This window comes from Rhizobium anhuiense bv. trifolii (assembly GCF_024346605.1).
In the GTDB taxonomy this organism is placed as follows: domain Bacteria; phylum Pseudomonadota; class Alphaproteobacteria; order Rhizobiales; family Rhizobiaceae; genus Rhizobium; species Rhizobium anhuiense.
The window spans coordinates 900,989-924,902 of record NZ_CP098803.1; the positions used below are offsets into that span (position 1 = coordinate 900,989).

Here is a 23,914-nt window from a genome sequence, read left to right on the forward strand (position 1 = left end):
GATATCATGGGATTTGCCGACGCAAATCCTCTATGAAGGCGAAAACCGGAGATATGCATGTCGATCTTGAGCAGCCTTAGCCCGCGCGCCGTGGCGGCGCCCGAAAGCGGGATCGTCGAAGTCGTCAATTATGCCCGTGGCCGTGAGGGCCTGTTGCCGCTCTGGGTGGGGGAAGGTGACCTGCCGACGCCGGATTTCATCAGCAAGGCGGCGATGGATGCGCTGGCGGCCGGCGAGACCTTCTACACCTGGCAGCGCGGCATTCCGGAGCTTCGCCAGGCGCTTTCGGATTATTACAGCAGACATTTCGGAATCCGGCTTCCGGTCGAGCATTTCTATGTCGCCGGCTCCGGCATGCAGGCGATCCAGATCAGCGTGCAGGCTCTGACCTCGCCGGGCGACGAAATGATTTACCTCACCCCCGCCTGGCCGAATATCGCCGCCGCCCTCGAGATCGCGGGCGCACGCTCGGTCGGCGTTCAGCTGCAGTTCGAAGGCGGCAAATGGGCGGTCGATCTTGACCGCATCGAAGCCGCGATCACGCCGAAGACCAGGGGGCTGTTCATCAACACGCCGTCGAACCCGACAGGCTGGACGGCAACCAGGAAGGATCTTGGTGATCTCCTGGCGCTGGCCCGCAAGCACGACCTCTGGATCATGGCGGATGAGATCTATGCCCTCTATTATTTTCCAGGCGGCCGTGCGCCCTCTTTCCTCGACGTGATGGAGCCTGATGACAAGGTCATCTTCGTCAATTCCTTCTCGAAGAACTGGTCGATGACCGGCTGGCGCGTCGGCTGGATCGTCGCACCCCCAGAGATGGGCCAGGTGCTCGAAAACCTGATCCAGTATTCGACATCGGGCGTGGCGCAGTTCATGCAGAAGGGCGCGGTCGCAGCCCTCAATGAAGGCGACGATTTCGTGCTCGCCAATATCGCCAAGGCGGCCCGTTCCCGCGATATTCTCTGCGATGCGCTCGTTGCCACCAACCGCGTCGAGACGCTGAAGCCGGATGGTGCGCTTTACGCCTTCCTGAAGATCGACGGCGTCACTGACAGCCGCAGGGCTGCGCTCGATATCGTCGACAAGACAGGCGTCGGCCTTGCCCCCGGCACCGCTTTCGGCCCCGGCGGCGAACTCTTTCTGCGCGCCTGTTTCCTGCGTGACCCAGCCCAGGTGGCGGTCGCCGCCGAGCGTCTCTGCGACTATATCCTCAAGCTCTGACCAACATTGGCCACGAGACCCCATCTGGTGACCGGCCAAGTCGATTTTGTGCCGGAATCGCCGGATCGATAAAACTCTAGCAATGCCCGAAATCGACCTCTAACCACGACTCCAAACATACCGGTTCAAAGGCCCTCGAACGGCCATTCGATAAGAAAATTGGAAAGAAAAACCGGCGCCTGATGCCCCTGCTTATAAAAACGAAAGCAGGGATGCGGGACATGGCGGTTTTGGTGACGGGCGGGGCCGGATATATCGGCAGTCACATGGTTTGGGCGCTGCTCGATGCGGACGAGGATGTGGTCGTGCTCGACCGCCTCTCGACGGGCTTTCGCTGGGCCGTGGCGCCGGCGGCGCGTTTCTATCTCGGCGACATTGCCGATCCCGACATATTGAAGAAGATCTTCATCGAAAACGACATCGAGGCGATCATCCATTTCGCCGGCTCCGCCGTCGTCCCGGTCTCCGTCGCCGATCCGCTTTCCTATTACGACAACAATTCCGGCAAGACCCGGGCGCTGCTGAGCGCTTCGGTCAAGGCCGGTATCCGCAATTTCGTCTTCTCCTCGACGGCGGCCGTCTACGGTCAGCAAAAGTCGAACCTGCCGGTGAAGGAGACTGCCTCCCTCAATCCGGAAAATCCTTACGGCCAGTCGAAGCTGATGACCGAATTCATGCTGCGCGATGCCGCCGCCGCCTATGATTTCAACTATGTCGCGCTTCGCTATTTCAACGTCGCCGGCGCCGATCCGCACCACCGTGCCGGCCAGTCGACCTCAGGCGCCACGCATCTCATCAAGGTCGCCTGCGAGGCAGCGCTCGGCAAGCGCGACAGCGTCCATGTCTACGGCATCGACTATCCCACGCATGACGGCACCGGCGTGCGCGACTACATCCATGTCAGCGATCTCACGGATGCTCATCTGAAAGCGCTGCAGCATCTGCGCAAGGACAGGGGCTCGCTCGTCGCCAATTGCGGTTATGGCAGCGGCTATTCCGTGCTCGACGTGCTGAACATGGTCACCCGCCTGCACGGGCATTCCTTCAAGATCCACATGGCGCCGCGGCGCGCCGGCGATTCCGCCAGCGTCGTCGCAGACGCGTCGCTCGCAAGGCAGGTGCTCGATTGGAAGCCCAGATACGATTCGCTGGAAACCATCGTCCAGAGCTCGCTTGATTGGGAACTGTTCCTGTCGAACAAGGGTGTCGACGATCTGCAGAGTATCCACCGGGCACTCGCGGCCGCGTCGTTCTGAGCGGCGCACGACAGCGCCGCGCGTCTTTTCAGACGCGCAGGACGCTGTAGCACTTTGAACTGCTGCATCACTCCTTCAATCGATCTCGATTAAAGGAGTGATGCAATAGCCTGTTTATATCCCCCCGCCTGCGGGGGCGCATGCCGTTACGTGAATAAGGAAAAATCAGGCTTTCTCTGGCTGGCTCGGGCCAACGGAAAAGAGAAGATGAAGAAATTTCTGGCCGCATTGCAACTGCAAAAGGACAATCCGACGCTTCTGACGGCGCAGTTTCGGGCCCTGTCGTCACAGATCCCCATTCTCTACGTCCTCCTGATCATCAACGCCCTTGCGGTGGCGATCACTCACCTCAAATCCGCACCCCTCTGGCTTTCGCTCTACATTCCGGTCGGCTTGAGTGTCCTCTGCGTCTTCCGTCTCTGCTGGTGGGAGATCCGGGGCAAGGAAAACGTCACCGCCGAACGGGCCTATAAGCTGATGAAGGTGACAATGGTCGGGGCCGGCGTCCTGACTTTCGCCTTCGGCGGTTGGGCGATCGCGCTTTATCAATATGGCGACGCCTCCCAGCAGGGCCAGATCGCCTATTTCCTCGTCGTCACCGGCATCTCCTGCATCTTTTGCCTGATGCACCTGCCGATGGCGGCGGCACTGACCACGGTGATCACCTTCTCGGCCATGATTGCGACCTTCATGTTCTCGGGCAATCCCGTTTTCGTCGCCACCGCCGTCAGCGGCCTGTTCCTGATCTTGCCCTTCCTCAGGGTGATCAACAGCTATTTCCAGAATTTCGTCGGCCTCGTGCAATTGACCGAGGAGCTGAAGCAGAAGCAGGCGGAGGCCGAGGAACTGAACCTCGTCAACAGCCGCAACGCGCTGCATGACCAGCTGACCGGCCTTGCCAACCGCCGCAGCTTCTTTCTCTCGCTGGAGAAACGGCTGCAGAAGGACCCGTCCGCGCCGCCCGTCCTCGGCATTCTCGATCTCGACGGCTTCAAGCCCGTCAATGACGTCTTCGGCCATGCTGCGGGCGATCTCGTGCTCAAGGAGACGGCCCGCCGCTTCGTCGCGCTGGTCGGCGAAGAGGGCATCGTCTCCCGTCTCGGCGGCGATGAGTTCGGCATCATCTTCCCCTGTTCAATGACGCGCCAGGCGATCGCCGATCTCGGCCAGGCGCTCTGCGCCGCCGTCCGCGAACCTTACGAAATCCCCGACGGCTCGGTCCGCGTCTTCGGTTCCTGCGGCATCGTCTATCCCGATATCGGCGAGTACACGGCCGAGGATCTCTACGAGAAAGCGGACTTCGCTCTTTACCAGGTCAAGAGCAAGCGCAGCAGCGGCGTCGAATTCTTCTCGCCCGACCACGAGAAGATCCTGACGCAGCGCCACCTGATCGAACTCGAACTGCAGGCGAACGACTTCGCCAAGGAATTGAAACTGGACTATCAGCCGATCGTCGAATTGAGGAGCGGCCGCGTCGTCGGCTACGAGGCGCTCGCCCGCTGGGACAGTGCCCGCTTCGGCCGCATCAGTCCGGAAGCCTTCATTCCCGCTGCCGAGCGCACAGCGGTCATCGGCCGCATGACCCGCATCCTCTTCGCCAAGGCGCTCGAAGCGCTGGCGATCATTCCCAGGCATCTCAGGCTGTCCTTCAATCTCTCGGCGCGCGATATCTGCGACCACGAGACCTCGATGGCGCTGCTTGCCATGATCACTCGCTCCGGCATCGATCCGAAGCGCATCGAATTCGAGATCACCGAGACCGCACTGCTCTCCGATTTCGACACCGCCGATCAGGTGATCACGATGCTGCGCGCCGCCGGCATCTCGATCGCGCTCGACGATTTCGGCACCGGCTATTCGAGCCTCAGCCATATCCACCGTCTCGGCTTCGACAAGCTGAAGATCGACAAGGCCTTCGTGATGAATTTCGATCGCGACGCTCGTTGCATGAACATCACCCGCTCGGTCGCCAATCTCTGCCAGAACCTCGGCATTGCCTCCGTCGCCGAAGGCGTCGAAAGCGAAGAGATCGCCGAAGGGTTGAAGGCGATGGGCGTTCGCCTGGCGCAGGGCTATCATTTCTCGCGGCCGCTGCCGCTGGAACTTGCCATCGACTACGCCGCAAGGTGCGATGCCGCGGCCTCCGCCCGCAATTCACTGTCTGCCTGAACAATCAAATCCGCGACCGGTCGCAAAGCGACTGGAGCGAAGCTGGATCGTCGTTTATTCATGGTCGTAACCGAGGAGGTGAACCATGCAGGACGGCGAAGTCATCATTGAACGGCGGGGCACCGCAGGCGTGATCCGGCTCAACCGGCCGCGGGCACTGAACAGCCTGACGCTGCCGATGATCCGCGCGATCACCGAGGCGTTGCACGCTTTTGCCGGGGATTCCGAGGTGGCAAGCGTCGTGGCCATGGGCGAGGGCGAACGCGGCTTCTGCGCCGGCGGCGATATCCGCGCCCTGCATGAGAGCGCCCGCGCCGGCGATGGCCTGGCGGCAAGCTTCTGGCGCGAGGAATTCCGCCTCAACCATCTGATCGCCTCCTACCCCAAACCCTATGTCGCGCTGATGGACGGCATCACCATGGGCGGCGGCGTCGGCCTGTCGTCGCACGGCCGCCACCGCATCGTTACCGAGCGCACGCGGCTTGCCATGCCCGAAACCGGCATCGGCTATGTCCCCGATGTCGGCGCCACCTGGCTGCTGCCGCGTAGCCCCGGCGAAGCCGGAACATGGCTCGGCCTGACCGGCCTCGATATCGGTGCCGCCGATGCCATCCATGCCCGCCTCGCCGACCTGCAGATCGCCTCGTCGCGGCTCGGCGCGGTGATCGATGCTCTGTCGACCCTGCCGCGCGGCAGTTCGTCCGGCGATGTCGATGCCGTCTTGCAGGCGCTTTCCGAGTCTCCGGGAGAAAGCCGGCTCAGGCAGAACGCGGAGACGATCGATCGCGCCTTCCGTTTCAACAGCGTCGAGGAGATCCTGGCCGCACTTGCCGGAGAGGAGGGCGACTTCGCCGCCGAGACGCGTCGGGTGCTGCTGACGCGGTCACCGACCAGCCTGAAGCTCGCTTTGCGGCTGCTCAGGGCCGGTCGTGGCAGCGCCTCGCTCGCCGAATGCCTCGGCCGCGAACTCGGCGCCTGCCTGCAGATGCTGGATAATCCGGACTTCTTCGAGGGCATCCGCGCCGCCGTCATCGACAAGGACCGCAATCCGAAATGGTCGCCCGCGTCAGTCGAGGCCGTGCAGGTCGCAACAATCGAGCATTTCCTGAAACCGGCCGAGCCGCCGCTTTCGCTCTGAACTGTCCTGGGCCTATCGCCACATGCCGCGCATGCGGGCGCCGACATCGATGCGCACCTGCCGCGCCTGCGCTTGAGCGGCGGTCTGCGATTTCACCTGCGGCCAGCTGCAGGCCTCGAAGAACTGCAGCAGTGTCGCGGGAATGAAGCGGCTGCGTGAGGCATAGACATGCCGGTCGCCCTGCGAATTCTGCCCATAGGTGAAGAAGCGTTGCGGCACGACGAGGTCGAGGCCATCCCGGGCGCGCGTCATCGCCACATAGAGCAGCCGGCGCTCCTCCTCGATTTCGGCGCTGGCGCCGACGGCGAGATCGCTCGGAATGCAGCCGTCGACGACGTTCAGCATGAAGACCCGCGTCCATTCCTGGCCCTTGGCGGAATGGATTGTGGACAGGATGAGGTAGTCGTCGTCGAGGAGCGGCACGCCCGCCTGGTCGCTGGTCGCATCCGGCGGGTCGAGGGTGAGTTCGGTGAGGAAACGCTCGCGCGAGGCATAACCGCCGGCGATCTGCTCGAGCTGCAGCAGATCGGCCTGCCGCGTCGCGGCGTCCTCGTGCAGCCGTTCCAGATGCGGCACGTACCATTGCCGCGCCAAGCCGATTTCCGCCGGCCAGCCGGCCTTGCCGGTCTTCAGCTCCTGCAGCATCGAAACGAAATCAGTCCAGTCCTCGCCGGAGCGCGGCGGGGCCGGCATGGCGGCAAGCGCGGATAACGGGCTGGCATCCTCGGCCATCAGGTCGAGCGCCTTCTGCGCCGTCGATGGCCCGACGCCCGGCAGGATCTGCATCAGCCGGAAGCCCGCCACCCGGTCGCGCGGGTTCTGGGCGAAGCGCAGCGCAGCCAGCATGTCCTTGACATGCGCGCTGTCGAGAAATTTCAGCCCTCCGAACTTGACGAAGGGAATGTTGCGCCGGGTCAACTCGACCTCAAGCGGCCCGCTGTGATGCGAGGCGCGGAACAGCACGGCCTGCTGCTTGAGCTTGAGACCTTCTTCGCGGTTGTCGAGCACCATATCGGCAACGTAGCGCGCCTGCTCGGCCTCGTCGCGCACCGTCACCAGGCGCGGCCGCTCGGACGATTGCCGCTCGGTCCAGAGATTCTTGGTAAAGCGCTCCGAGGCAAGATCGATGACGGCGTTGGCGGCCGCAAGGATCGGCTGCGTCGAGCGGTAGTTGCGGTCGAGCGTGACGATATCGGCGGCCGGGCTGAAGGCGGCGGGAAAATCGAGGATATTGCGCACCGTCGCGGCACGGAAGGAATAGATCGACTGCGCATCGTCGCCGACGACGGTCAACCCCTGGCCGCCGGGCTTCAGCGCCATGAGGATCGAGGCCTGCAGCCGGTTGGTGTCCTGATATTCGTCGACGAGCACATGGTCGAAACGATCGCCGATATCCTCGGCAATGACAGTCTCGCCGACCATCTGCGCCCAGTAGAGCAGCAGGTCGTCGTAGTCGAGCACGTTCTGGCTCTGCTTGGACTCGACGTAACAGGCGAAAAGTTCGCGCAGCTGTTTGTCCCACGCCGCGCACCAGGGAAAGGCGTCGCGCAGCACGAGATCGAGCGCGGTTTCCGAATTCACCGCTCGGGAATAGATGGCAAGACAGGTGCCCTTCGTGGGAAAGCGGCTTTCCGTCTTGGAGAAGCCGAGGTCGTGCCGGATGAGGTTCATCAGGTCGGCACTATCTTCGCGGTCGTGGATGGTGAAATCCGGATCGAGGCCGATCTGCTGGGCGTAATCGCGCAACAGCCGCGCGCCGATGCCGTGGAAGGTGCCCGACCAGGAAAGCGCGTCGGCCATGACGCCGGCATTGGCACCAAGCACATCGCGGCAGATGCGCTCGACGCGCCGCGCCATCTCGGCGGCTGCCCGGCGCGAGAAGGTCATCAGCAGGATGCGGCGGGGATCGGCGCCCTTGACGATCAGATGGGCGACCCGATGCGCCAGCGTATTCGTCTTGCCGGAGCCGGCGCCGGCAATGACCAGCAGCGGCCCGGCAATATGGCTGCCGTCGGTGAGCGTGCCGTGCTCGACGGCCATGCGCTGCTGCGGATTGAGCTTTTCGAGGTACATCCAGCCGTCCGGTCGGGCTCCCGCAGAATCACTGGGGAAAGATTAGATGTTCCTTGAATGTTCGCGATTGCCCTCGCTGTCAAGCGTTGTGGCGTGACGGCAGCCTCAGTCGGGGAAATCCGGACCGACGACACGCCGCACCAGTTTCAGGCTGCGGTCCGGCTGAAGAATATAGGTTTCCTCCACGCGCTGGCCCGTCTCGTTGTAGAACTGGTTGTAGACGGCGCTGCCGACCGGCGACTTGGTGAGCTTCGTTCGCGGCTGGCCGCCATAGGTAATGCTGCCCGGAATGGGCTCCAGCGCCGGGCTATCGACCGAGGAGCAGCCGGCAAGCAAGGCCGCGGTTAACAAGGCTGATAGAAGCGCTTTCATCGTCTTCATCCCTCTTTCGACTGCAGCCAGATATGGAAATCGCCGCGTCTTTCGCCAAGGGCTGTCCACCCGGCCGCAACGAAATGCCTCGCCGCGGCGTTAACCGATATCTACCAACATCAGGAGACGGCCACGGTGCTCGGATTTCCAGCATTCACTGACCATGAGCAGTCCGGCCGGCAGGGCCACAGCGATGCGGCGACGCGCGCTTCGGTGGAAAGCGCCCTTCATGCGGCCGGCGATATCGAAGCGGCGGACATCATCGTCAGCATATCGGGCGCCTATGTCGTCCTGGAAGGTTTCGTGCGCCGGCGCGGTGATGTCGAGCGGGCCGTCGAGATTGCCGAGAGCATCGTCGGGCGAGGTTATGTGCGCGGTCGCCTGCTGCGACGCTAGCCGGCCCGCGCGCCCTCATGTCTTGCGACGCATGAAGGGAACCAAAATGCCCTCCCGCGGGTTGAAAGGCCGGACCCAAACGCTGGAGACCCTCATGCAGTCGCTTCTTCGCATCTCTGCAATGACCTTGATAACAGGCGGTGTCCTTGCCGGCTCCGCCCATGCCTCGCTGGAAACCGGCACGAATTATTCCGCTCTGCCGAAGGACCAGATCGCCCTCAACGAATATACCGGGGCCGTCGCCTGCCAGCCGGTAGAGCCCCACTATCTCCCCTCCTTCATCCGCGCGGCGGACGGTACGATCATCGGCGTCGGTTATGTCGAGGTCGAGGACGAGGGCGGCGCGGACTGCTGAAAACATGAGGACTTGCTCGGACGAGGCTCGCCTGCGTCTCCGCAGAGGGTACGAGCCTCTAACCATCATCATGATGGCTGGGTATCTTCTATGAAGACACCTGTACCAGGCGCAACGCCTGTTGCACCAAAACCCGGCGCGAGTTCGATGCAGGGTTAAGCAAAATTAAAACATTGTTCCGTTCCGGCACGTTCCGTTTACGAACGACCTGAAGTGACCTGGAAATCCCGACCGAAGTCCAGCGCATAACCCCGAAAATCTGAATCGATTTTCGGAAAGGATTATGCGCCAGTTCAATGCAGCTTCAGCTTCGCCTCTTCGGCCGCCGCCAGGAACTCGGCTCTTGCTTCTTCCACGCTCTTGCGCCCGTCGAGCGCTGCCCGGCAGGCGCTGCGGGCCTTGATGTAACGAAGCCCGCGCATACTCGGCCAGAGATCCGCCAGGCACTTCAGCGCATCGAACGGACCATTGACCGTTCGCGCATCGGCACCTTCGAAACCGACCTTGACCGGGCTGTTCCATCTTTCAGTTGCCATCGATACTCCTCCACGATTGTCGACAGAAACGACGTGCAGTATCTCCCAGTTCCTCCGGGAGACTCCGCCATGATAGGCATTCTAGCGCGATTTTTGCGGTCAACAATGGTGAATCGATTATTGCTGATGAGACGAAATGTCAGCCTGCATGGCCTTCCCGGCTCTCGTCAGATGGCTGCCCTGCGAGAGGTTGGTGAAACGGAGAGCGTGCGGCCGGGTCCCTTCGCCCCGTTTACGGGGAGAAGGTGGCGGCAGTCGGATGAGGGGCCGGCCTCACCGAGTGAGCAAAATGATTCCTAATACTGAAAGAAAACTGGTGCTGCCGAGTGGGATTGAACCACCGACCTCACCCTTACCAAGGGTGTGCTCTACCACTGAGCTACGGCAGCAGGACCAGTACCCGTGCGAGCCGGGTGGCTCAATCGCGGGAACGGGGCGGCTATTGCCACAGCTTGACGGCAAGCGCAAGCAGCAAATTCCAACTTCGCGTGGATTGCCATGCAAGGGCCTTTTGGATCGGCGCGAATTCGGCTAATCCTTTTGGCATGAACGACAAGACCGAAACCGGCCAGCAGAGCCGCAAAGAGGCAATCGAGGCACAGGCGAAACTGCGTCGCGAGCGCGCCGCTGAAAAGCTCAGGGAAAATCTGGGGCGACGCAAACAGCAGGTGCGCGCCCGCCGTTCGGGCCAGGCCGACGAAACAAATGGACTGCCCGCCGCAAAAATGGACGAATCGTAATGTTCCGTCCCGGACAAATTGAAGCGTCGTCAGAAATCCCCTAAACACTCCACTCCTTATTCCAAGGCAGAACTTTCAGGAAAGGCGGGCGCTGCCCGTAAGCGCACATGGATCGTATCAGAATCGTCGGCGGTAATGAGCTGAATGGCATCATTCCGATTTCCGGCGCCAAGAATGCCGCACTGCCGCTGATGATCGCCTCGCTTCTGACCAGCGATACGCTGACGCTCGAAAACGTGCCGCATCTGGCCGATGTCGAACTCTTGATGCGCATCCTCGGCAATCATGGCGTCGATGTCGCCGTCAACGGCCGCCGCGAGCGCCAGGAAGATTCCTACGCCCGTACGATCCATTTCACCTGCCGCACCATCGTCGATACGACAGCCTCTTATGAGCTGGTCTCGAAGATGCGCGCCTCCTTCTGGGTCATCGGCCCGCTGCTCGCGCGCGAAGGCCATTGCCGCGTCTCGCTGCCGGGCGGCTGCGCCATCGGCACCCGCCCCGTCGATCTCTTCATCGAGGGTCTGACGGCGCTCGGCGCGACGATGGACATCGATGCCGGTTATATCAACGCCAAGGCACCGGCCGGCGGCCTGATCGGCGCGCGCTACACCTTCCCGAAGGTCTCCGTCGGCGCCACCCATGTGATGATGATGGCGGCAACGCTTGCCCGCGGCACGACGGTTATCGGCAATGCCGCCCGCGAGCCCGAAGTGGCCGATCTCGCCAACTGCCTGAACGCCATGGGCGCCAAGATCACGGGCGCGGGGACTGCGACGATCACCATCGAAGGCGTCACCTCGCTCTCCGGCGCCCGTCACCGCGTGTTGCCGGACCGCATCGAGACCGGCACCTATGCCATGGCCGTCGCCATGACCGGCGGCGACGTCGTGCTCGAAAATACCGATGTGGCGCTGCTCGAGACCGCGGTGGAAACGCTGCGCCGGGCCGGCGCGGAGATCTCGTCGACCAACAACGGCATGCGCATCAAGCGCAACGGCGCCGGCATCAAGCCGGTCGATATCGTCACCGATCCCTTCCCCGGCTTCCCCACCGATCTGCAGGCGCAGTTCATGGCGCTGATGACGCGTTCTTCCGGCGTCTCGCACGTCACCGAGACCATCTTCGAAAACCGCTTCATGCATGTGCAGGAGCTTGCCCGCCTCGGCGCCAGGATTTCGCTCTCCGGCCAGACGGCGAAGATCGAAGGTGTCCAGCGCCTGCGCGGCGCGCCCGTCATGGCGACCGACCTGCGTGCCTCGGTTTCGCTCGTCATCGCCGGCCTTGCCGCCGAGGGCGAAACCACGGTGTCGCGCGTCTACCACCTCGATCGCGGTTTCGAGCGGCTCGAGGAGAAACTGACCCGCTGCGGCGCCATCGTCGAGCGCATCAGCGAGTAAACGCGCCCTTATCCCGGTTGCGTAATCCGCTGCGGCATCTTATTTCCCTTCTGACGCATCGCCATTCCGGCGGTGCCCGCGGGGGATGAGGCTGAATGACCGACCTGAAGCTTATTGCGCTCGATGACGAGGACCTTGCGGTCGTTTCCGCGCATATGCAGGACAGTGTCTTCAAGGTCGGAGACATCGACTGGTCGCCGCGCGACGCGCAGTTCGCCCTTGCCGTCAATCGTTTCGTCTGGGAAGGTGCCGAGCGCAAGCGCCGGGGTTTCGAGCGCCGCCGTGCCGCCCTGGTCTTCAAGCGTGTGCTGGCCGTCCGGTCGCTCGGCATCGATCGTGGCAAACGCGACGAGGTGCTGTCACTGCTGGCGCTGCGCTTCGAACCGAAAGGCGAGGGGCCGGATGGCACCGTCGAGCTGTCGCTGTCCGGCACGGCCTCGATCGCGCTCGATGTCGAATGCATCGAGGTCCAGATGGCCGATATCGGCGGCGCCTGGGAGGCCTCTTCCAAGCCGCGTCACCGCTAGTGCATGTCGCCCGGAAGTGTGCAGCGGTTCCGGGATAGCGGCATGCAGAAAAAGAGCTTCAGTGCTTGACGCCTGAAGTTTGAATATCGCAGTTTCGAGTTGAGAGGGAATATCGGCCTTGGCAATCTGGCTGGATCAGGCATCGGAAGGTTTCGAGCAACATTTTGCCGCCTTTCTGACGACGAAGCGTGAAATCTCCGAGGATGTGAACACCGTCGTTCGCGCCATCATCGATGATGTCAGAGCCCGCGGCGACGTGGCGCTCGCCGAATATTCGCTGAAATTCGACGGCATCGATTTCGCCACCGTGCCGATGCGCGTCACACCAGAGGAGATCGACGCCGCCGTCGAGGCGGTGCCTTCGGAAGTGCTGGGCGCGCTGAAGCTTGCGGCACTGCGCATCGAATCCCATCATCGCCGGCAGCTGCCGAAGGACGATATCTACGAGGACGACATGGGCGTCGGCCTCGGCTCGCGCTGGACGGCGATCGAAGCGGTCGGGCTCTATGTCCCGGGCGGCACGGCGAGTTATCCGAGTTCGGTGCTGATGAACGCCGTGCCGGCCAAGGTCGCCGGCGTCGATCGCATCGTCATCGCCGTTCCCGCCACCGGCGGCGCCGTCAATCCGGCGGTGCTTGCCGCCGCCAAGCTCGTCGGCGTCACCGAGATTTATCGTGTCGGCGGCGCCCAGGCGATCGCGGCTCTTGCCTATGGCACCGAGACGATCGCCCCGGTCGCCAAGATCACCGGCCCCGGCAATGCCTATGTCGCCGCCGCCAAGCGCCATGTCTTCGGCACCGTCGGCATCGATATGATCGCCGGCCCCTCCGAGGTGCTGGTCATTGCCGATAAGGACAACAATCCGGATTGGATTGCCGCCGACCTCCTGGCACAGGCCGAACACGACGTCAGCGCCCAGGCGATCCTGATCACCGACGATGCCGCGTTCGGCAAGGCGGTGGAACAGGCGGTCGAACGCCAGCTGAAGACGCTGAACCGCGCCGAGACGGCTGCGGCGAGCTGGCGCGATTTCGGCGCGGTCATCCTGGTTGCCGATCTGAAGGATTCCATTCCGCTGGCCAACCGTATCGCCGCCGAGCATCTGGAGCTCGCCGTCGCCGATCCGGACCGGCTGCTCGATGGCATCCGCAATGCCGGCGCGATCTTCATCGGCGCCCATACGCCGGAAGTGATCGGCGATTATGTCGGCGGTTCGAACCATGTGCTGCCGACGGCGCGTTCGGCGCGCTTCTCGTCCGGTCTTTCGGTGCTCGATTTCGTCAAGCGCACCTCGATCCTGCGCCTCGGCCCGCAGCAGCTGCGCAGCCTCGGCCCGGCGGCGATCGCGCTTGCGGTTTCCGAAGGCCTCGATGCCCATGCGCGGTCGGTCGCGATCCGCCTCAACCTCGAAAGGTGAGGGCATGGCGAAGGGCGAATTCCGGCTTTGCGACGTCGTCCTTGACGATACGATCGGCCGTTCGACGCCTGATGTCGAGCATGAACGCGCTGTCGCCATCTTCGACCTGATCGAGGAAAACAGCTTCGAGCCGCTCGGCCATGCCGGCGGGCCTTACCGGCTGAACATCTCGCTGGTCGATTCGAAGCTGGTCTTCGCCATCACCACCGAAGAGGGCGGCGGCGTCGCCACCCATATCCTGTCGCTCACCCCTTTCCGGCGGATCGTCAAGGATTACTTCATGATCTGCGAGAGCTATTACGAAGCGATCCGTTCGGCGACGCCGAGCCGCATCGAGGCGATCGACATGGGCCGGCGCGGCATCCACAATGAAGGTTCGCAGACGCTGAAGGACAGGCTGGCCGGCAAGATAGAGATCGATTTCGACACCGCCCGGCGCCTTTTCACGCTGGTCTGCGTGCTCTACTGGCGCGGATGACGGCAATGGATCGTGCCGCCGACATCGACGAGGGAAAGCGGCCGGGTGCCATCCTCTTCATGTGCGGGATGAATGCCATCCGCTCGCCGATGGCCGAAGCGATCGCCCGTAGCATTCTGCCGGCCAATACCTATATACGATCGGCCGGCGTTCGCGCCGGCGAGCGCGATCCCTTCGTGGATGCGGTGCTGGAGGAGATCGGGCTTTCCCTCGGCCGCCGCCAGCCGCAGACGCTGGAAGAGCTCGAGGACGATTATTTCGATCTGATCATCACCCTGTCGCCGCAGGCCCATCACGCGGCGCTCGAGTTGACCCGGTCGAATGCGATCGATGTCGTCTACTGGCCGACGATGGATCCCACGGTTGCAAGCGGAACGCGCGAGCAGATTCTGACAAGCTACCGCGAGGTTCGCGATCACCTGGCCGGCCTCATAGAAAGCCGGCTACTCAAGCGAAATGGCATCGCCGCGCAATCGGCATGAAAACAAATAAAGGAAAGCCTGATCAACAAGGTTCACAAACCATCGTTGATTGTGTAGTTTCCGCCCAAATTTTCAAGGCGCGCCCTGCGCTGCCTATTCAACCCACAGGAAGAAAACACTTATATGCCTAAAGAAGAAGTCCTCGAATTCCCGGGAATCGTCACCGAACTTCTGCCGAATGCGACGTTCCGCGTGAAGCTCGAAAACGAACACGAGATCATCGCCCATACCGCAGGCCGCATGCGCAAGAACCGCATCCGCGTTCTCGCCGGCGACAAGGTGCTGGTGGAAATGACGCCCTACGATCTGACCAAGGGCCGCATCACCTACCGTTTCAAGTAAGCTTGCCCAAGGCCCTGCAAGGGTTTTTCTCCCGTCTGCCGATGGTCGAGGTTCCATGACGCTGAAATACAAGCTCATTCTGGCCTCGGGTTCGCCCCGTCGCGTTGACCTGCTCAACCAGGCCGGCATTGAGCCTTCGCGCCTGATGCCGATGGATATCGACGAGGCGCCGAAGAAGTCGGAGCATCCGCGTTCGCTGGCCCGCCGGCTTTCGGCTGAGAAAGCCGAAGCCGCCCTTGCCGCCATCAAGGGCGATATCACCTGGAAGGGCAGCTATATCCTGTCTGCTGATACGGTGGTCGCCGTCGGCCGGCGCATTCTCGGCAAAGCCGAGTTCGCCGACGAGGCGTTGAGCTCGCTGCATCTGCTGTCGGGGCGCAACCATATGGTCTACACCGGCGTTTGCCTGGTGACCCCGGATCGCAAGATCCGCCAGAAGATCGTCGAGACCAAGGTCCGCTTCAAGCGGCTCTCCGGCTTTGAGATCGAGAACTATCTGGCCTCCGGCCAGTGGCGCGGCAAGGCAGGCGCCTACGGCATTCAGGGCCTCGCCGGCACCTTCGTACAGAAGATGGTGGGCTCCTACACCAATGTCGTCGGCCTGCCGCTTTATGAAACCATTCTGCTTTTGACCGGCGAAGGCTTCGATGTGCATAGCCGGTGGCCCGAGGGCTGAGCCCGACGGCCGATCCTATAGGACAGACCGATATGCCTGAAGACAAGAAAGCGGCCGCCAAGGTCGAACCGCTGCGCAAAGCGCGCCCTTGCCCCGAATGCGGCAAACCTTCCCACCGCGAACACTACCCCTTCTGCTCCAACCGCTGCCGCGAGGCCGATCTCTCCCGCTGGCTGACCGGCGCCTATGCCATCCCGGTTGCCGACGATGAGGCCAAGGCCGATTATCCCGATGAGGAAAACTAATGCATGTCGCCCAAAAGTGCGCAGCGGTTTTGGGAGAACGACATGCATAGAAATAAAGGTCAAAGCGCGAGGAGCAGTCTGAAGGATTGCGACGCGCTTTAGAGCACTGCACCCGCGAAGCTCTTATATTTCCTCATGAATCCGCAAAGCCGGCAAGACCGTCAAAAAAGAGTCATTTGACGCTTGCCATGGCCGAACAAGATGCTATAACCCCGCTCGCTTCCGGGGCGAACCAAGGCCCCGCGGTTCTTTTCCTGAAAGGGGCCATCGGAAGCAGGTTAGCCCAGGTAGCTCAGTTGGTAGAGCAGCGGATTGAAAATCCGCGTGTCACTGGTTCGATTCCGGTCCTGGGCACCATTCAGTCTCTTAAAGCCAGTCTCATATGTTTGGTCTCGGAATAGCGGCGAGATTTTAATGGCTTAGCCCATATGTGCGTCCGTCTTTTCCACCTTTCTCAGCCTTCTGCATGTCATTCTCCACCTTTTGCCGGCCCGTCTCAGGTGGCTGTCGCCAGTAGCCAATAGCTCGCATCAGTTGACTTGCGCTTTCTTGAGACAGGTTCGCCTGTCTCGATCGACTCTGCTGCACCTGCGGAGAGCGCAAAAGGGCGTCTGCCGTGATGCCCTCCTCGATCAGCCAGCACGGCGCGGTTGAACGCCACCGGCGCCACCCGATTTCGCCGACGTAGCGCGTCCGCTGTTGCGCCGGTGATGGAGTTCTCTCATCGCCGCGGCGATTCTTTCAGGAATGAGAGGGTTTGCAAGCAACGATGAATGGACCGCAAAACGAAATCAATAGAAGCTTGCCGAACTTCGTGACGTCGCCTCGTGATCGCGCGAAAACTGGGAGGAGATCAGGTGAAAGTAGCTCGGCATTGACGCCGTCTATGAAGTTCGCGGACTTAAGTCATCAAATAAGGCACTGAAAAAGCATGCATTTCGTGCGAGGCAGTGCAGCGGGGAACGACAGGCAAATTGCCAGCGTCGAGATCGCCGCGACAGCTTTACGATGATTTTCGACCTTTTTTGCTGGCACCCTGACGCCTCTTTTTGGCCAGGGCGCTGGAGCTCCGGCGTGAGGAGGGTGCAGCCGGGCACCGCTTTGTGGAGGAAGTGAAATGAAAAAGTTTATCCTGGGCACTGCGATGGCGCTCGTCATGTCGACGGCGGCTCACGCAGAAACCGTCGGCGTCTCGATGGCGAAGTTCGACGATAATTTCCTGACAGTTCTGCGCAACGGCATGACCGATTATGCAAAGACACTCAGCGGTGTGACGCTGCAGGTCGAAGACGCACAGAACGACGTGTCCAAGCAGCAGAGCCAGATCCAGAATTTCATCGCCTCCAAGGTCGATGCGATCATCGTCAACCCTGTCGATACCGATGCGACGACGGCGATGTCGAAGCTTGCGGCCGATGCCGGCATTCCGCTGGTTTACGTCAACCGTCAGCCGGTCAATGTCGACACGCTGCCGGAGAAGCAGGCTTTCGTCGCCTCCAACGAGCAGGAATCCGGCACGCTGGAAACCAAGGAAATCTGCCGCATTCTCGGCGGCAAGGGCAAGGCCGTGGTGATCATGGGCGAGCTCTCCAATCAGGCTGCGCGCATGCGCACCCAGGACATTCATGACGTCATCAAGACGGATGAATGCAAGGGGCTGGAGATCGTCGAAGAGCAGACGGCCAACTGGGACCGCACCCAGGGCGCCGACCTGATGACCAACTGGCTCTCCAGCGGCATCGAATTCGACGCCGTCATCTCCAACAATGACGAAATGGCGATCGGCGCCATCCAGGCGCTGAAGGCAGCCGGCAAGGATATGACCAAGGTCGTCGTCGGCGGCGTCGACGCCACCCAGGACGCGCTTGCCGCCATGCAGGCGGGTGATCTTGACGTCACCGTGTTCCAGGATGCCGCCGGCCAGGGCAAGGGCTCGCTCGACGCGGCGCTCAAGCTTGCCAAGGGCGAAAAGGTCGACAAGAAGGTCTATATTCCCTTCCAGCTCGTCACGCCTGAGAACGTCAAGGACTTCGTCACCAAGAACTGAGGCGAATGCCAAGCAGGATGCGGGCCTTGCCCGCATCTTTTTTTGAGTGCGCAAAGTCCCGTGGCTGATTGAGGATGAGACTGTCCGGCATCCCGACCTCGTGCCCGTAAAGAAGAGGCAGGGGCGAAACGTCAAGGAGTGAACCTTTGTCGAAGACGCTTTGCGCGCCGCGACAGAGGCCACCATTGTCGGCAAATATAGCTAAGCTAGGTTGCTCGACGGAACCTTGTTTTCGACATATGTGGGTCCGCGCGTTACTAGCGCATCGCCCCGAAAATCGCGGCCCCGAGGTTCCTGCTTGACGATTTATACAGTCGGCATCAGAATCGCAGCGTCGAAGGTGAGTCGACCGTGCCCGCTTTCACATCGTTGCTCGCCTCGGAAGAGACTAGCCGCAGCGGCCGTTTGGCCACGCGCCGACCGACGCCGCTGGTCGTAAGCTTGCGGGGGATCGCCGTGGATAAAGTGTCGTCGGCAGTTGGTCCTCCTCGCGACAGCCAGCCGCGGCACTGGAGGTTCCTCTTACGGAGCAACCGCCGCTGGCTGCTTTGGTCGGCGCTTTTGATGCCCGTTTTGTTTCTTGTCGGCATCGCTGTTTTTTACCATGAAATCCGTCACGTCGAAGATCCGGCTGGTCGCTTTGAGTATCAAGCGCTCGATAAGGCCGCCCGATCATCACGCATATCAGTCCGCCCTGATACGGCGGCTCCTTCTCCTCTTCCGCCGACGTCTATATCGCTGAAGCTGATCGAGGTTCCGAAACCGGAGCTGGCAAGTCAGTTTCTGCGGACGTGGCGCTTCGCGGGGCCAAATATCTGCGGCGCTCTTCGAGAGGCCGGCATCGAAATGAGCGAATGGAAAGCCGCATCGATGCGCAATCGCAGCTATGAATGTTATTTTCAGCGCATCCACGAACGGGACGAGGTGCGACCGCTCAGTTCGACCTTCGTTAGGGTTCGGGGAAATGAAAGGGGCGATATTGTTGAGATCCGCGCCAAGATCGTCGGGCCGCAGACAGATGCCCAGGGGCGTCTCGCTCCGGCTGTCCTGCGCATTTTCGAGATCATTGTGAAGCAGGCCTGCTGGCGTGATTTCGAAGATGCGCTTGCGTCGATCCAAAGCCTTCGCAATGTCGAATACGAACAATTCGGCGCCTATCTCAGCTTTACGCGCGAAGCCGGCAGCGAAAATAGCTTCAATTTCATTCTTGGCCTTAAGGCGACGTCAAGTTCGCAGGTGAGGACCAAGGCGTATTTTTCGGCAGACAGCTGGCTGGCCACGACAAAACCCCGCATTCCGCAAACTTTATCCTCATCGACGGCATCGTCACATCCACAGCCGCCACTTGCGCTCAATGACGGAGTGAGTAGCGGCCACAATTCAAGATCAATCTGGAACTGTGGCTGAACATCCACAAGTCCATCGTGACCTTAGTTTCGCCCCTTCGAGGTCTTCGCCAGCATCTCGCTCAGCGTTGCCGCCGAGAGCATGGATTCGGCCAAAAGCTTCTTGAGCTTCTGGTTTTCCTCCTCCAGTGCTCTCAGCCTTTTGGCATAGAGACCGACATTTCCGTACTGCAAGGATTGCCACCGATAGAAGGTCGGCTCGCTGATACCGTGCTTGTGGCAAACATCCGCCACCGTCACCCCGGCTTGGTGCTCCTTCAGAATACCCGTAATCTGGTCGTCGTCGAATTTTCTCTTGCCCATCACGGTCTCAGTCCTCGCGAAATGCTCTGTTGAAACTGTCGAGGAGTGGTCTGACGGCATAGAGCGCCACGCTGCTTTCGCCTGTTTCGATCAGTGTCTGTGCGGGCATGCCCGCGACCAGTTCGACATTACTCATTTTTGCCAACCGCTCGTCCGTTACACGGATAGTCGCGGCAAAGTAGGGCTGGCCGCTCTGCGGGTCGGTGAGACGATCCGCTGATACGTACTCGACCCGACCTTTCAGCAGTGGAACGCGCCGCTGATTGTAGGGAAGGAGGTGGACCTGTGCCTCGAGCCCCGGACGGACGAGATTGATGTCTTCCGGTCTGACGTGGGCAGACACGACAAGGCGATCGGTGCGTGGCAGAAGATCGACGAGCGGTTCACCCGCGCCGATCACGCCACCTGATGTGTGGATGCGCAGGTTCATGATTGTCCCATCGTCGGGAGCACGAATATCGGTCCTTGACAGTTGGTCGTCGATCGCCCGCAAGCGCTCGCGCAGCTGCATGATCTGGCTTTCCGTGTTGCGCATGCCCTGGGCGACTTCGCTCAACCGGTCGCTCTCAAGTTTTGCGAGATCGGCCTGCGAGCCGCTGATCGCCTGATAGGCGCGAGAGATCTGCGCCTCTACTGCACCGTGCTGGCCATCAAGGTCTGCTTTTTCCCGCTGGAGGTTGAGAAGCCTGCTCCGTCTTTCCAGTCCTTTGGCGGTGAGGACCGTAACCTGATCCAGTTCTTGGCTCGAGATTGCGGCTCTGTCGGCCAGTGCTGCCTTCTGCGCGCCAAGCCCGACGATTTCCTGCCGCACCTGCGCGATTTTTTCATTTGTGATCTGAATTTCCGCCTGCATGACCCGGCGACGGGCGTCGAAGATTTTCTGTTGCCCGATCAGAATGGCGCTGACCGAAGGATATTTGTCCATTGCTGCCCTGAGATCCTCAGGATAGGCGACATGGTCGCCGCCTGTCTGCTCCGCAAGCAGGCGGGCACGGCTTCCTTCGGCGTCCCAAAGTTGCCCTTGAACGCTGTCGCGCTCCGAGCGAGACTTCGTATCGTCGAGTTCTATGACGATCTGCCCGGCCGTGACCGCATCGCCGTTTTTAACGAGGATCCGTCGGACAATTCCACCTTCTAGATGCTGAATGGTCTTGCGGCTGGATTCCGGTTCGACAACGCCCGAAGCAATTGCAGCGCTTTTCAGCGGCGCCAGAACCGACCAGATTCCCAATCCGACGATGAAGGTCAGGATCAACAGGTTCCCCGTCCAGACAACGCCTCTGAGCCGCGGCATGGGAGAAGGGGCGGCGGGTCCGCGCTGTTTCGACTCGATCACCGGCCAATAGGCCGACTGTTGCTTGGCTGTCGCTGTCGGTCGTTCGACCAGCTCCCGACCCGTCCTCGACGAATTTGAAAATCTCGCCGGCGTTGTCTCCAGTTGAACAAGGGCCATGGCAGCGTTTCCCTATGTTCCTGTTCGAGACGGTGGTTGAAGATAGGTTTCGTAAATCCGCTCACTGTCGCCGAAGGCAGTCACCGTCCCGTTGCGCATGATGGCAATCTTGTTGGTGACCGGCAGGATCCCCATCCGGTGCGTTATGATAACGACGATCATCCCCCTGGATCTCATGCGCTCGATTGCCGCAAAGAGCATGCGTTCGCCGTCATAATCCAGGCTCGAATTCGGATCGTCGAGAACGATAAGAGACGGATTTCCATAGGCAGCCCGTGCCAGTCCCAGCTGTTGGCGCTGAGCCCGAAGGAGCAGGTTTCCACCTTCACCGATATCGGTCTCGTAGCCCTGCGGCAGTCGCATGATCGCTTCGTGCAACCCAACGAGCTTTGCGGCGTCGATCGCTTTGCCGGGGTCTCCTCCGTCCAGCCGGCCGATCACATCCTTGATTGCTCCGCCGAAGAGTTCGATGTCCTGCGGCAGGTATCCGACATGGCAGGTCCCGCCGCAAAGGCGCAGAGCCGAGATATCGACCCCGCCGAGAAGGGCACATCCGCTCGTTGCTTGCACAACGCCTGCCATGATGCGGCCAAGTGTCGATTTTCCCGATCCCGACGGACCGATGAGCGCTATGCAATCGCCTGGCGCCAGCCGCAATGTGATATCCGTCAGTATCGGCCGATTGGCGAATGGCTTGAAATAGCTGACATTATCGAGAACGAGGCCATTGGGTTCCGGTCGCGACACCATTCGGGCATCGCCGTCCGATGCAACTGCTATCAGCATTCTGTTCAAGCGATTGAAGGCATTGCGCGCAAACGTAAAGGAGCGCCAAGCACCTATTGCGCCCTCGATTGGTGCGAGCCCGCGCCCGAGCAGCAGGCTCGCAACGAAGATGATCCCGGGACTGCCGTCGTTTGCGAGCACCAGCCATGTCGCGGATCCCATCATCAGGATCTGCGCGAGTGTGCGGATCGATTTGGAGAAACCAAGAATGATCTCGGTGCGATGCATCGCGATGTCCTGCGCCCGTCTTGCCATTTCTGCATCGCGATAGACGATCAGCGCCGCGCCATCCTGCATGCCCATTGCCCGGATCACCTCGATGTTTTTGAGGGCGGTCGCAAATCGCAGATAACTCCTCGAAAGGGCAAGATTGGCGTGGGCAAGCGGCTCCCGCGTCGCCAGTTCCGTCATGAACGCAAACAGCAGAAGTGCAACTGCGCTCAGAAGACCGATGGTCCCAAGCAGCGGATGAACAAGAAAGAGCAGGAGCAGGAATAACGGCGCCCAGGGAACGTCAAAAAGCAGCGAGCTGGCCGGTGAATCGAGGAACTGGCGTAGGGCGGCCAGGTCCCTGTAGCATTCCGTAGCAGCTCCCGTATCGGCGCGAGCGGCATATTCGAACGATGCGGTCAACACCATGGGCCGTAGCCTGTGATCCAGCCAGCTGCCGAGGCGCGAAAGCGCAGCCCTGCGCACGATATCGAGCGTCGACCCGACCAGCACAGCGACGGCGATGATCATCGTCAGCATCAGGAGCGTGTCAGCGCTTCGGCTCGACAGGACCCTGTCATAGATCTGCAGGAGATAGATGGACGGCGCCAGAAGAAAGAGATTGTAGCCGCAGCTATAGAGGAAGACCAACCCGAAGGCTCCGGCACAGGCCCTGAGCGCGACAACAAGCTGTGTCGGCGGGCGCGGTGGCTTGATGGAAATCGTTGTCATTACCAGATCTCGCTGCATTTGATACTGACGAGAAAAGACTGCGTGCTGGTTCAGCAATTCAGGAGGGTCGCCAGCCGAAACCGGCGACCCTCAGAGTCTGAGTTCATGAGCCGAGATGGTCGACGTCGATATGGCCGAAGGCGTTTATGAAGTGATCGAGAGAATTGTTCACCGTCGTCGTCTCGGGATCCGTGTGCACCAGAGCTGACGAGATATCGCCGCCCAGAGCGTTGTTTCCGTTGCCGCCGTTGCCGCCGACGCCTGCGAGGATGGTGGCATGCTGATCGGCCACAAGCTGCGTATATTGTGTCGCGGTCGTAGCTGCAGCCACCGCAGCCGTGTCGCCGCCGCTCGAGTTCCCTTGGCTGCCGTTGGAGTTGGAATCTCCCCCCGCGCCGCCGTCGCCGCTGTTCGTGACCGCCGCCAGGAAGCCGTTCTTGGCCTGAGCAAAGCCACCGTCTCCACCATGGCCGGCGTCCCAACTTGCCTTCTGCCAAACGTGATCGCCGTTGTGCAGATCGGTCGTTGCCCCGTAGACCTTTTGCACGGGGTCTACATATGCAACTGGGTTGTAGTTGATGTTCCCATCGTTGTGGCCATCACCGCCGTTGCCGGCTTTCGCGTCACCAGCATCCGGGTTATTGAGTTGAATCGTGTCGGATATTTGTGGAATAGGCATTGATGTCACTCCTTCTACTTCGTTTCGTCCATGTTACTTTTACGGCGTGGGTATCCAGCATGTCACCGCTAGCCAATACAACCGCGGACGAATATTGCCTGCGATTTAATCTACGAACTACCTAGATATTCGGCGGCATTCCTTCGGATGTATACTTGAAGGTGATGGAGCGTTATTTGGATTAGTACCTAGTGATTTGACCCCGGCTGGTATGGGCAGGATCATTTCTGCGGCCTCGTCGAAGCGATGCCGTTTTTCGAAGCAACGGCCGCCCAAGCGAACCGGCTGCATCCCCGGGGCTGATCAGGCCGCGCCTGGCGGAGGCCCCGCTTGGAGCTGAAAAACTGTCATGACCCGCCGCGAGAACGGGGCGGAAGATGGGGGCCTCTAACCCAAACGGGCGTTGAGTGCTCGCAGACTCGCACAAGGAGCACTGCGGCCCTGACAGCCAAATGGCTATAGAACTAGCCGA

Annotated in this window: 23 protein-coding genes, 2 tRNA genes and 1 pseudogene; 18 read left to right on the forward strand and 8 right to left on the reverse strand. The window is 61.1% G+C overall.

Going from position 1 to position 23,914, the window contains the following annotated elements; genetic code table 11:
• Window positions 1–57: 57 nt before the first annotated feature.
• From NE851_RS13010 to NE851_RS13025, 4 genes are all read left to right on the forward strand, one after another.
• Window positions 58–1,224 (forward strand): pyridoxal phosphate-dependent aminotransferase, encoded by a 1,167-nt coding sequence (locus NE851_RS13010; protein ID WP_028756818.1) that lies wholly within the window; start codon window positions 58–60, stop codon window positions 1,222–1,224.
• 221 nt (window positions 1,225–1,445) lie between these two features.
• Window positions 1,446–2,480, forward strand: a complete 1,035-nt coding sequence (gene galE, locus NE851_RS13015; protein WP_183908498.1) for a UDP-glucose 4-epimerase GalE — start codon at window positions 1,446–1,448, stop codon at window positions 2,478–2,480.
• Window positions 2,481–2,687: 207 nt separating this feature from the next.
• The gene (locus NE851_RS13020; protein ID WP_047616995.1) at window positions 2,688–4,649 is read left to right on the forward strand and encodes a putative bifunctional diguanylate cyclase/phosphodiesterase; all 1,962 of its coding nucleotides are present in this window, start codon (window positions 2,688–2,690) and stop codon (window positions 4,647–4,649) included.
• A gap of 85 nt (window positions 4,650–4,734) precedes the next feature.
• Window positions 4,735–5,787 (forward strand): enoyl-CoA hydratase/isomerase family protein, encoded by a 1,053-nt coding sequence (locus NE851_RS13025; RefSeq protein ID WP_097594913.1) that lies wholly within the window; start codon window positions 4,735–4,737, stop codon window positions 5,785–5,787.
• A gap of 12 nt (window positions 5,788–5,799) precedes the next feature.
• On the opposite strand, the gene NE851_RS13030 is transcribed toward NE851_RS13025, so the two are convergent.
• Together NE851_RS13030 and NE851_RS13035 are read right to left on the reverse strand one after the other, a co-directional pair.
• Window positions 5,800–7,860, reverse strand: a complete 2,061-nt coding sequence (locus NE851_RS13030; RefSeq protein WP_097594912.1) for an ATP-dependent helicase — start codon at window positions 7,858–7,860, stop codon at window positions 5,800–5,802.
• Window positions 7,861–7,965: 105 nt separating this feature from the next.
• Window positions 7,966–8,232 carry a hypothetical protein gene (locus tag NE851_RS13035; RefSeq protein ID WP_409527192.1) on the reverse strand — a complete coding sequence of 89 codons (267 nt, stop codon included), beginning with the start codon at window positions 8,230–8,232 and terminating at the stop codon, window positions 7,966–7,968.
• A gap of 135 nt (window positions 8,233–8,367) precedes the next feature.
• On the opposite strand from NE851_RS13035, the gene NE851_RS13040 reads away from it, so the two are divergent.
• Together NE851_RS13040 and NE851_RS13045 are read left to right on the forward strand one after the other, a co-directional pair.
• A complete protein-coding gene (locus NE851_RS13040; protein WP_183908502.1) occupies window positions 8,368–8,628 on the forward strand; it encodes a BON domain-containing protein in 261 nt (86 codons plus the stop codon).
• Window positions 8,629–8,722: 94 nt separating this feature from the next.
• Window positions 8,723–8,983 (forward strand): hypothetical protein, encoded by a 261-nt coding sequence (locus tag NE851_RS13045; protein WP_028756825.1) that lies wholly within the window; start codon window positions 8,723–8,725, stop codon window positions 8,981–8,983.
• A gap of 293 nt (window positions 8,984–9,276) precedes the next feature.
• Here the strand turns inward: NE851_RS13045 and NE851_RS13050 are convergent, their stop codons facing one another.
• Both NE851_RS13050 and NE851_RS13055 read right to left on the reverse strand, forming a co-directional pair.
• Window positions 9,277–9,519, reverse strand: coding sequence for a DUF982 domain-containing protein (locus NE851_RS13050; protein ID WP_011650393.1), 243 nt, complete (start codon window positions 9,517–9,519; stop codon window positions 9,277–9,279).
• A gap of 314 nt (window positions 9,520–9,833) precedes the next feature.
• Window positions 9,834–9,908: transfer RNA gene (locus tag NE851_RS13055), tRNA-Thr, on the reverse strand.
• Between the two features lie 156 nt (window positions 9,909–10,064).
• Between NE851_RS13055 and NE851_RS13060 the strand changes: the two genes are divergently transcribed.
• The 12 genes from NE851_RS13060 to NE851_RS13115 all read left to right on the forward strand — a co-directional run bounded on the left by NE851_RS13060 (window position 10,065) and on the right by NE851_RS13115 (window position 19,280).
• The gene (locus tag NE851_RS13060; RefSeq protein ID WP_097544972.1) at window positions 10,065–10,259 is read left to right on the forward strand and encodes a hypothetical protein; all 195 of its coding nucleotides are present in this window, start codon (window positions 10,065–10,067) and stop codon (window positions 10,257–10,259) included.
• Between the two features lie 107 nt (window positions 10,260–10,366).
• The gene (gene murA / locus NE851_RS13065) at window positions 10,367–11,659 is read left to right on the forward strand and encodes a UDP-N-acetylglucosamine 1-carboxyvinyltransferase (protein ID WP_028757476.1); all 1,293 of its coding nucleotides are present in this window, start codon (window positions 10,367–10,369) and stop codon (window positions 11,657–11,659) included.
• Window positions 11,660–11,754: 95 nt separating this feature from the next.
• On the forward strand, window positions 11,755–12,186 hold the full coding sequence (locus NE851_RS13070) for a DUF2948 family protein (RefSeq protein ID WP_028757475.1): 432 nt from the start codon (window positions 11,755–11,757) through the stop codon (window positions 12,184–12,186).
• A gap of 118 nt (window positions 12,187–12,304) precedes the next feature.
• The gene (hisD, locus tag NE851_RS13075; protein WP_097544976.1) at window positions 12,305–13,603 is read left to right on the forward strand and encodes a histidinol dehydrogenase; all 1,299 of its coding nucleotides are present in this window, start codon (window positions 12,305–12,307) and stop codon (window positions 13,601–13,603) included.
• Window positions 13,604–13,607: 4 nt separating this feature from the next.
• The gene (locus NE851_RS13080; protein WP_097544977.1) at window positions 13,608–14,081 is read left to right on the forward strand and encodes a UPF0262 family protein; all 474 of its coding nucleotides are present in this window, start codon (window positions 13,608–13,610) and stop codon (window positions 14,079–14,081) included.
• On the forward strand, window positions 14,078–14,563 hold the full coding sequence (locus NE851_RS13085; protein ID WP_028757472.1) for an arsenate-mycothiol transferase ArsC: 486 nt from the start codon (window positions 14,078–14,080) through the stop codon (window positions 14,561–14,563). The genes NE851_RS13080 and NE851_RS13085 overlap by 4 nt, the downstream gene beginning before the upstream one ends.
• Before the next feature lie 123 nt (window positions 14,564–14,686).
• Window positions 14,687–14,905, forward strand: coding sequence for a translation initiation factor IF-1 (gene infA / locus NE851_RS13090; RefSeq protein WP_003545338.1), 219 nt, complete (start codon window positions 14,687–14,689; stop codon window positions 14,903–14,905).
• A 55-nt stretch (window positions 14,906–14,960) separates the two neighbouring features.
• Window positions 14,961–15,581 (forward strand): Maf-like protein, encoded by a 621-nt coding sequence (locus NE851_RS13095; protein WP_028757471.1) that lies wholly within the window; start codon window positions 14,961–14,963, stop codon window positions 15,579–15,581.
• 32 nt (window positions 15,582–15,613) lie between these two features.
• Complete coding sequence (yacG, locus tag NE851_RS13100) at window positions 15,614–15,826, forward strand: DNA gyrase inhibitor YacG (protein WP_028757470.1); 213 nt, start codon at window positions 15,614–15,616, stop codon at window positions 15,824–15,826.
• A gap of 281 nt (window positions 15,827–16,107) precedes the next feature.
• Window positions 16,108–16,183, forward strand: a tRNA-Phe gene (locus NE851_RS13105).
• A 760-nt stretch (window positions 16,184–16,943) separates the two neighbouring features.
• The gene (locus NE851_RS13110) at window positions 16,944–17,873 is read left to right on the forward strand and encodes a sugar ABC transporter substrate-binding protein (protein WP_028756155.1); all 930 of its coding nucleotides are present in this window, start codon (window positions 16,944–16,946) and stop codon (window positions 17,871–17,873) included.
• Window positions 17,874–18,437: 564 nt separating this feature from the next.
• Window positions 18,438–19,280, forward strand: a complete 843-nt coding sequence (locus NE851_RS13115; protein ID WP_183908874.1) for a DUF6030 family protein — start codon at window positions 18,438–18,440, stop codon at window positions 19,278–19,280.
• Window positions 19,281–19,324: 44 nt separating this feature from the next.
• Here the strand turns inward: NE851_RS13115 and NE851_RS13120 are convergent.
• The 4 genes and pseudogenes from NE851_RS13120 to NE851_RS13135 all read right to left on the reverse strand — a co-directional run.
• Window positions 19,325–19,582: pseudogene (locus NE851_RS13120) on the reverse strand (transposase); the annotation flags it as partial.
• 7 nt (window positions 19,583–19,589) lie between these two features.
• A complete protein-coding gene (locus NE851_RS13125) occupies window positions 19,590–21,035 on the reverse strand; it encodes an HlyD family type I secretion periplasmic adaptor subunit (RefSeq protein WP_097544505.1) in 1,446 nt (481 codons plus the stop codon).
• A gap of 12 nt (window positions 21,036–21,047) precedes the next feature.
• Window positions 21,048–22,763: a type I secretion system permease/ATPase gene (locus NE851_RS13130; protein WP_183908743.1), complete on the reverse strand. Its 1,716-nt coding sequence runs from the start codon at window positions 22,761–22,763 to the stop codon at window positions 21,048–21,050.
• Between the two features lie 103 nt (window positions 22,764–22,866).
• The gene (locus NE851_RS13135) at window positions 22,867–23,442 is read right to left on the reverse strand and encodes a hypothetical protein (protein ID WP_028756841.1); all 576 of its coding nucleotides are present in this window, start codon (window positions 23,440–23,442) and stop codon (window positions 22,867–22,869) included.
• Window positions 23,443–23,914: the final 472 nt, after the last annotated feature.

Bases quoted from the DNA above. Each gene is read 5' to 3' on its own strand.
- NE851_RS13010 (WP_028756818.1), top strand. From the start codon at position 58: ATGTCGATCTTGAGCAGCCTTAGCCCGCGCGCCGTGGCGGCGCCCGAA.
- galE (WP_183908498.1), top strand. From the start codon at position 1,446: ATGGCGGTTTTGGTGACGGGCGGGGCCGGATATATCGGCAGTCACATG.
- NE851_RS13020 (WP_047616995.1), top strand. From the start codon at position 2,688: ATGAAGAAATTTCTGGCCGCATTGCAACTGCAAAAGGACAATCCGACG.
- NE851_RS13025 (WP_097594913.1), top strand. From the start codon at position 4,735: ATGCAGGACGGCGAAGTCATCATTGAACGGCGGGGCACCGCAGGCGTG.
- NE851_RS13030 (WP_097594912.1), bottom strand. From the start codon at position 7,860: ATGTACCTCGAAAAGCTCAATCCGCAGCAGCGCATGGCCGTCGAGCAC.
- NE851_RS13035 (WP_409527192.1), bottom strand. From the start codon at position 8,232: ATGAAAGCGCTTCTATCAGCCTTGTTAACCGCGGCCTTGCTTGCCGGC.
- NE851_RS13045 (WP_028756825.1), top strand. From the start codon at position 8,723: ATGCAGTCGCTTCTTCGCATCTCTGCAATGACCTTGATAACAGGCGGT.
- NE851_RS13050 (WP_011650393.1), bottom strand. From the start codon at position 9,519: ATGGCAACTGAAAGATGGAACAGCCCGGTCAAGGTCGGTTTCGAAGGT.
- NE851_RS13060 (WP_097544972.1), top strand. From the start codon at position 10,065: ATGAACGACAAGACCGAAACCGGCCAGCAGAGCCGCAAAGAGGCAATC.
- murA (WP_028757476.1), top strand. From the start codon at position 10,367: ATGGATCGTATCAGAATCGTCGGCGGTAATGAGCTGAATGGCATCATT.
- NE851_RS13070 (WP_028757475.1), top strand. From the start codon at position 11,755: ATGACCGACCTGAAGCTTATTGCGCTCGATGACGAGGACCTTGCGGTC.
- NE851_RS13080 (WP_097544977.1), top strand. From the start codon at position 13,608: ATGGCGAAGGGCGAATTCCGGCTTTGCGACGTCGTCCTTGACGATACG.
- NE851_RS13085 (WP_028757472.1), top strand. From the start codon at position 14,078: ATGACGGCAATGGATCGTGCCGCCGACATCGACGAGGGAAAGCGGCCG.
- infA (WP_003545338.1), top strand. From the start codon at position 14,687: ATGCCTAAAGAAGAAGTCCTCGAATTCCCGGGAATCGTCACCGAACTT.
- NE851_RS13095 (WP_028757471.1), top strand. From the start codon at position 14,961: ATGACGCTGAAATACAAGCTCATTCTGGCCTCGGGTTCGCCCCGTCGC.
- yacG (WP_028757470.1), top strand. From the start codon at position 15,614: ATGCCTGAAGACAAGAAAGCGGCCGCCAAGGTCGAACCGCTGCGCAAA.
- NE851_RS13110 (WP_028756155.1), top strand. From the start codon at position 16,944: ATGAAAAAGTTTATCCTGGGCACTGCGATGGCGCTCGTCATGTCGACG.
- NE851_RS13115 (WP_183908874.1), top strand. From the start codon at position 18,438: ATGCCCGTTTTGTTTCTTGTCGGCATCGCTGTTTTTTACCATGAAATC.
- NE851_RS13125 (WP_097544505.1), bottom strand. From the start codon at position 21,035: ATGGCCCTTGTTCAACTGGAGACAACGCCGGCGAGATTTTCAAATTCG.
- NE851_RS13130 (WP_183908743.1), bottom strand. From the start codon at position 22,763: ATGACAACGATTTCCATCAAGCCACCGCGCCCGCCGACACAGCTTGTT.
- NE851_RS13135 (WP_028756841.1), bottom strand. From the start codon at position 23,442: ATGCCTATTCCACAAATATCCGACACGATTCAACTCAATAACCCGGAT.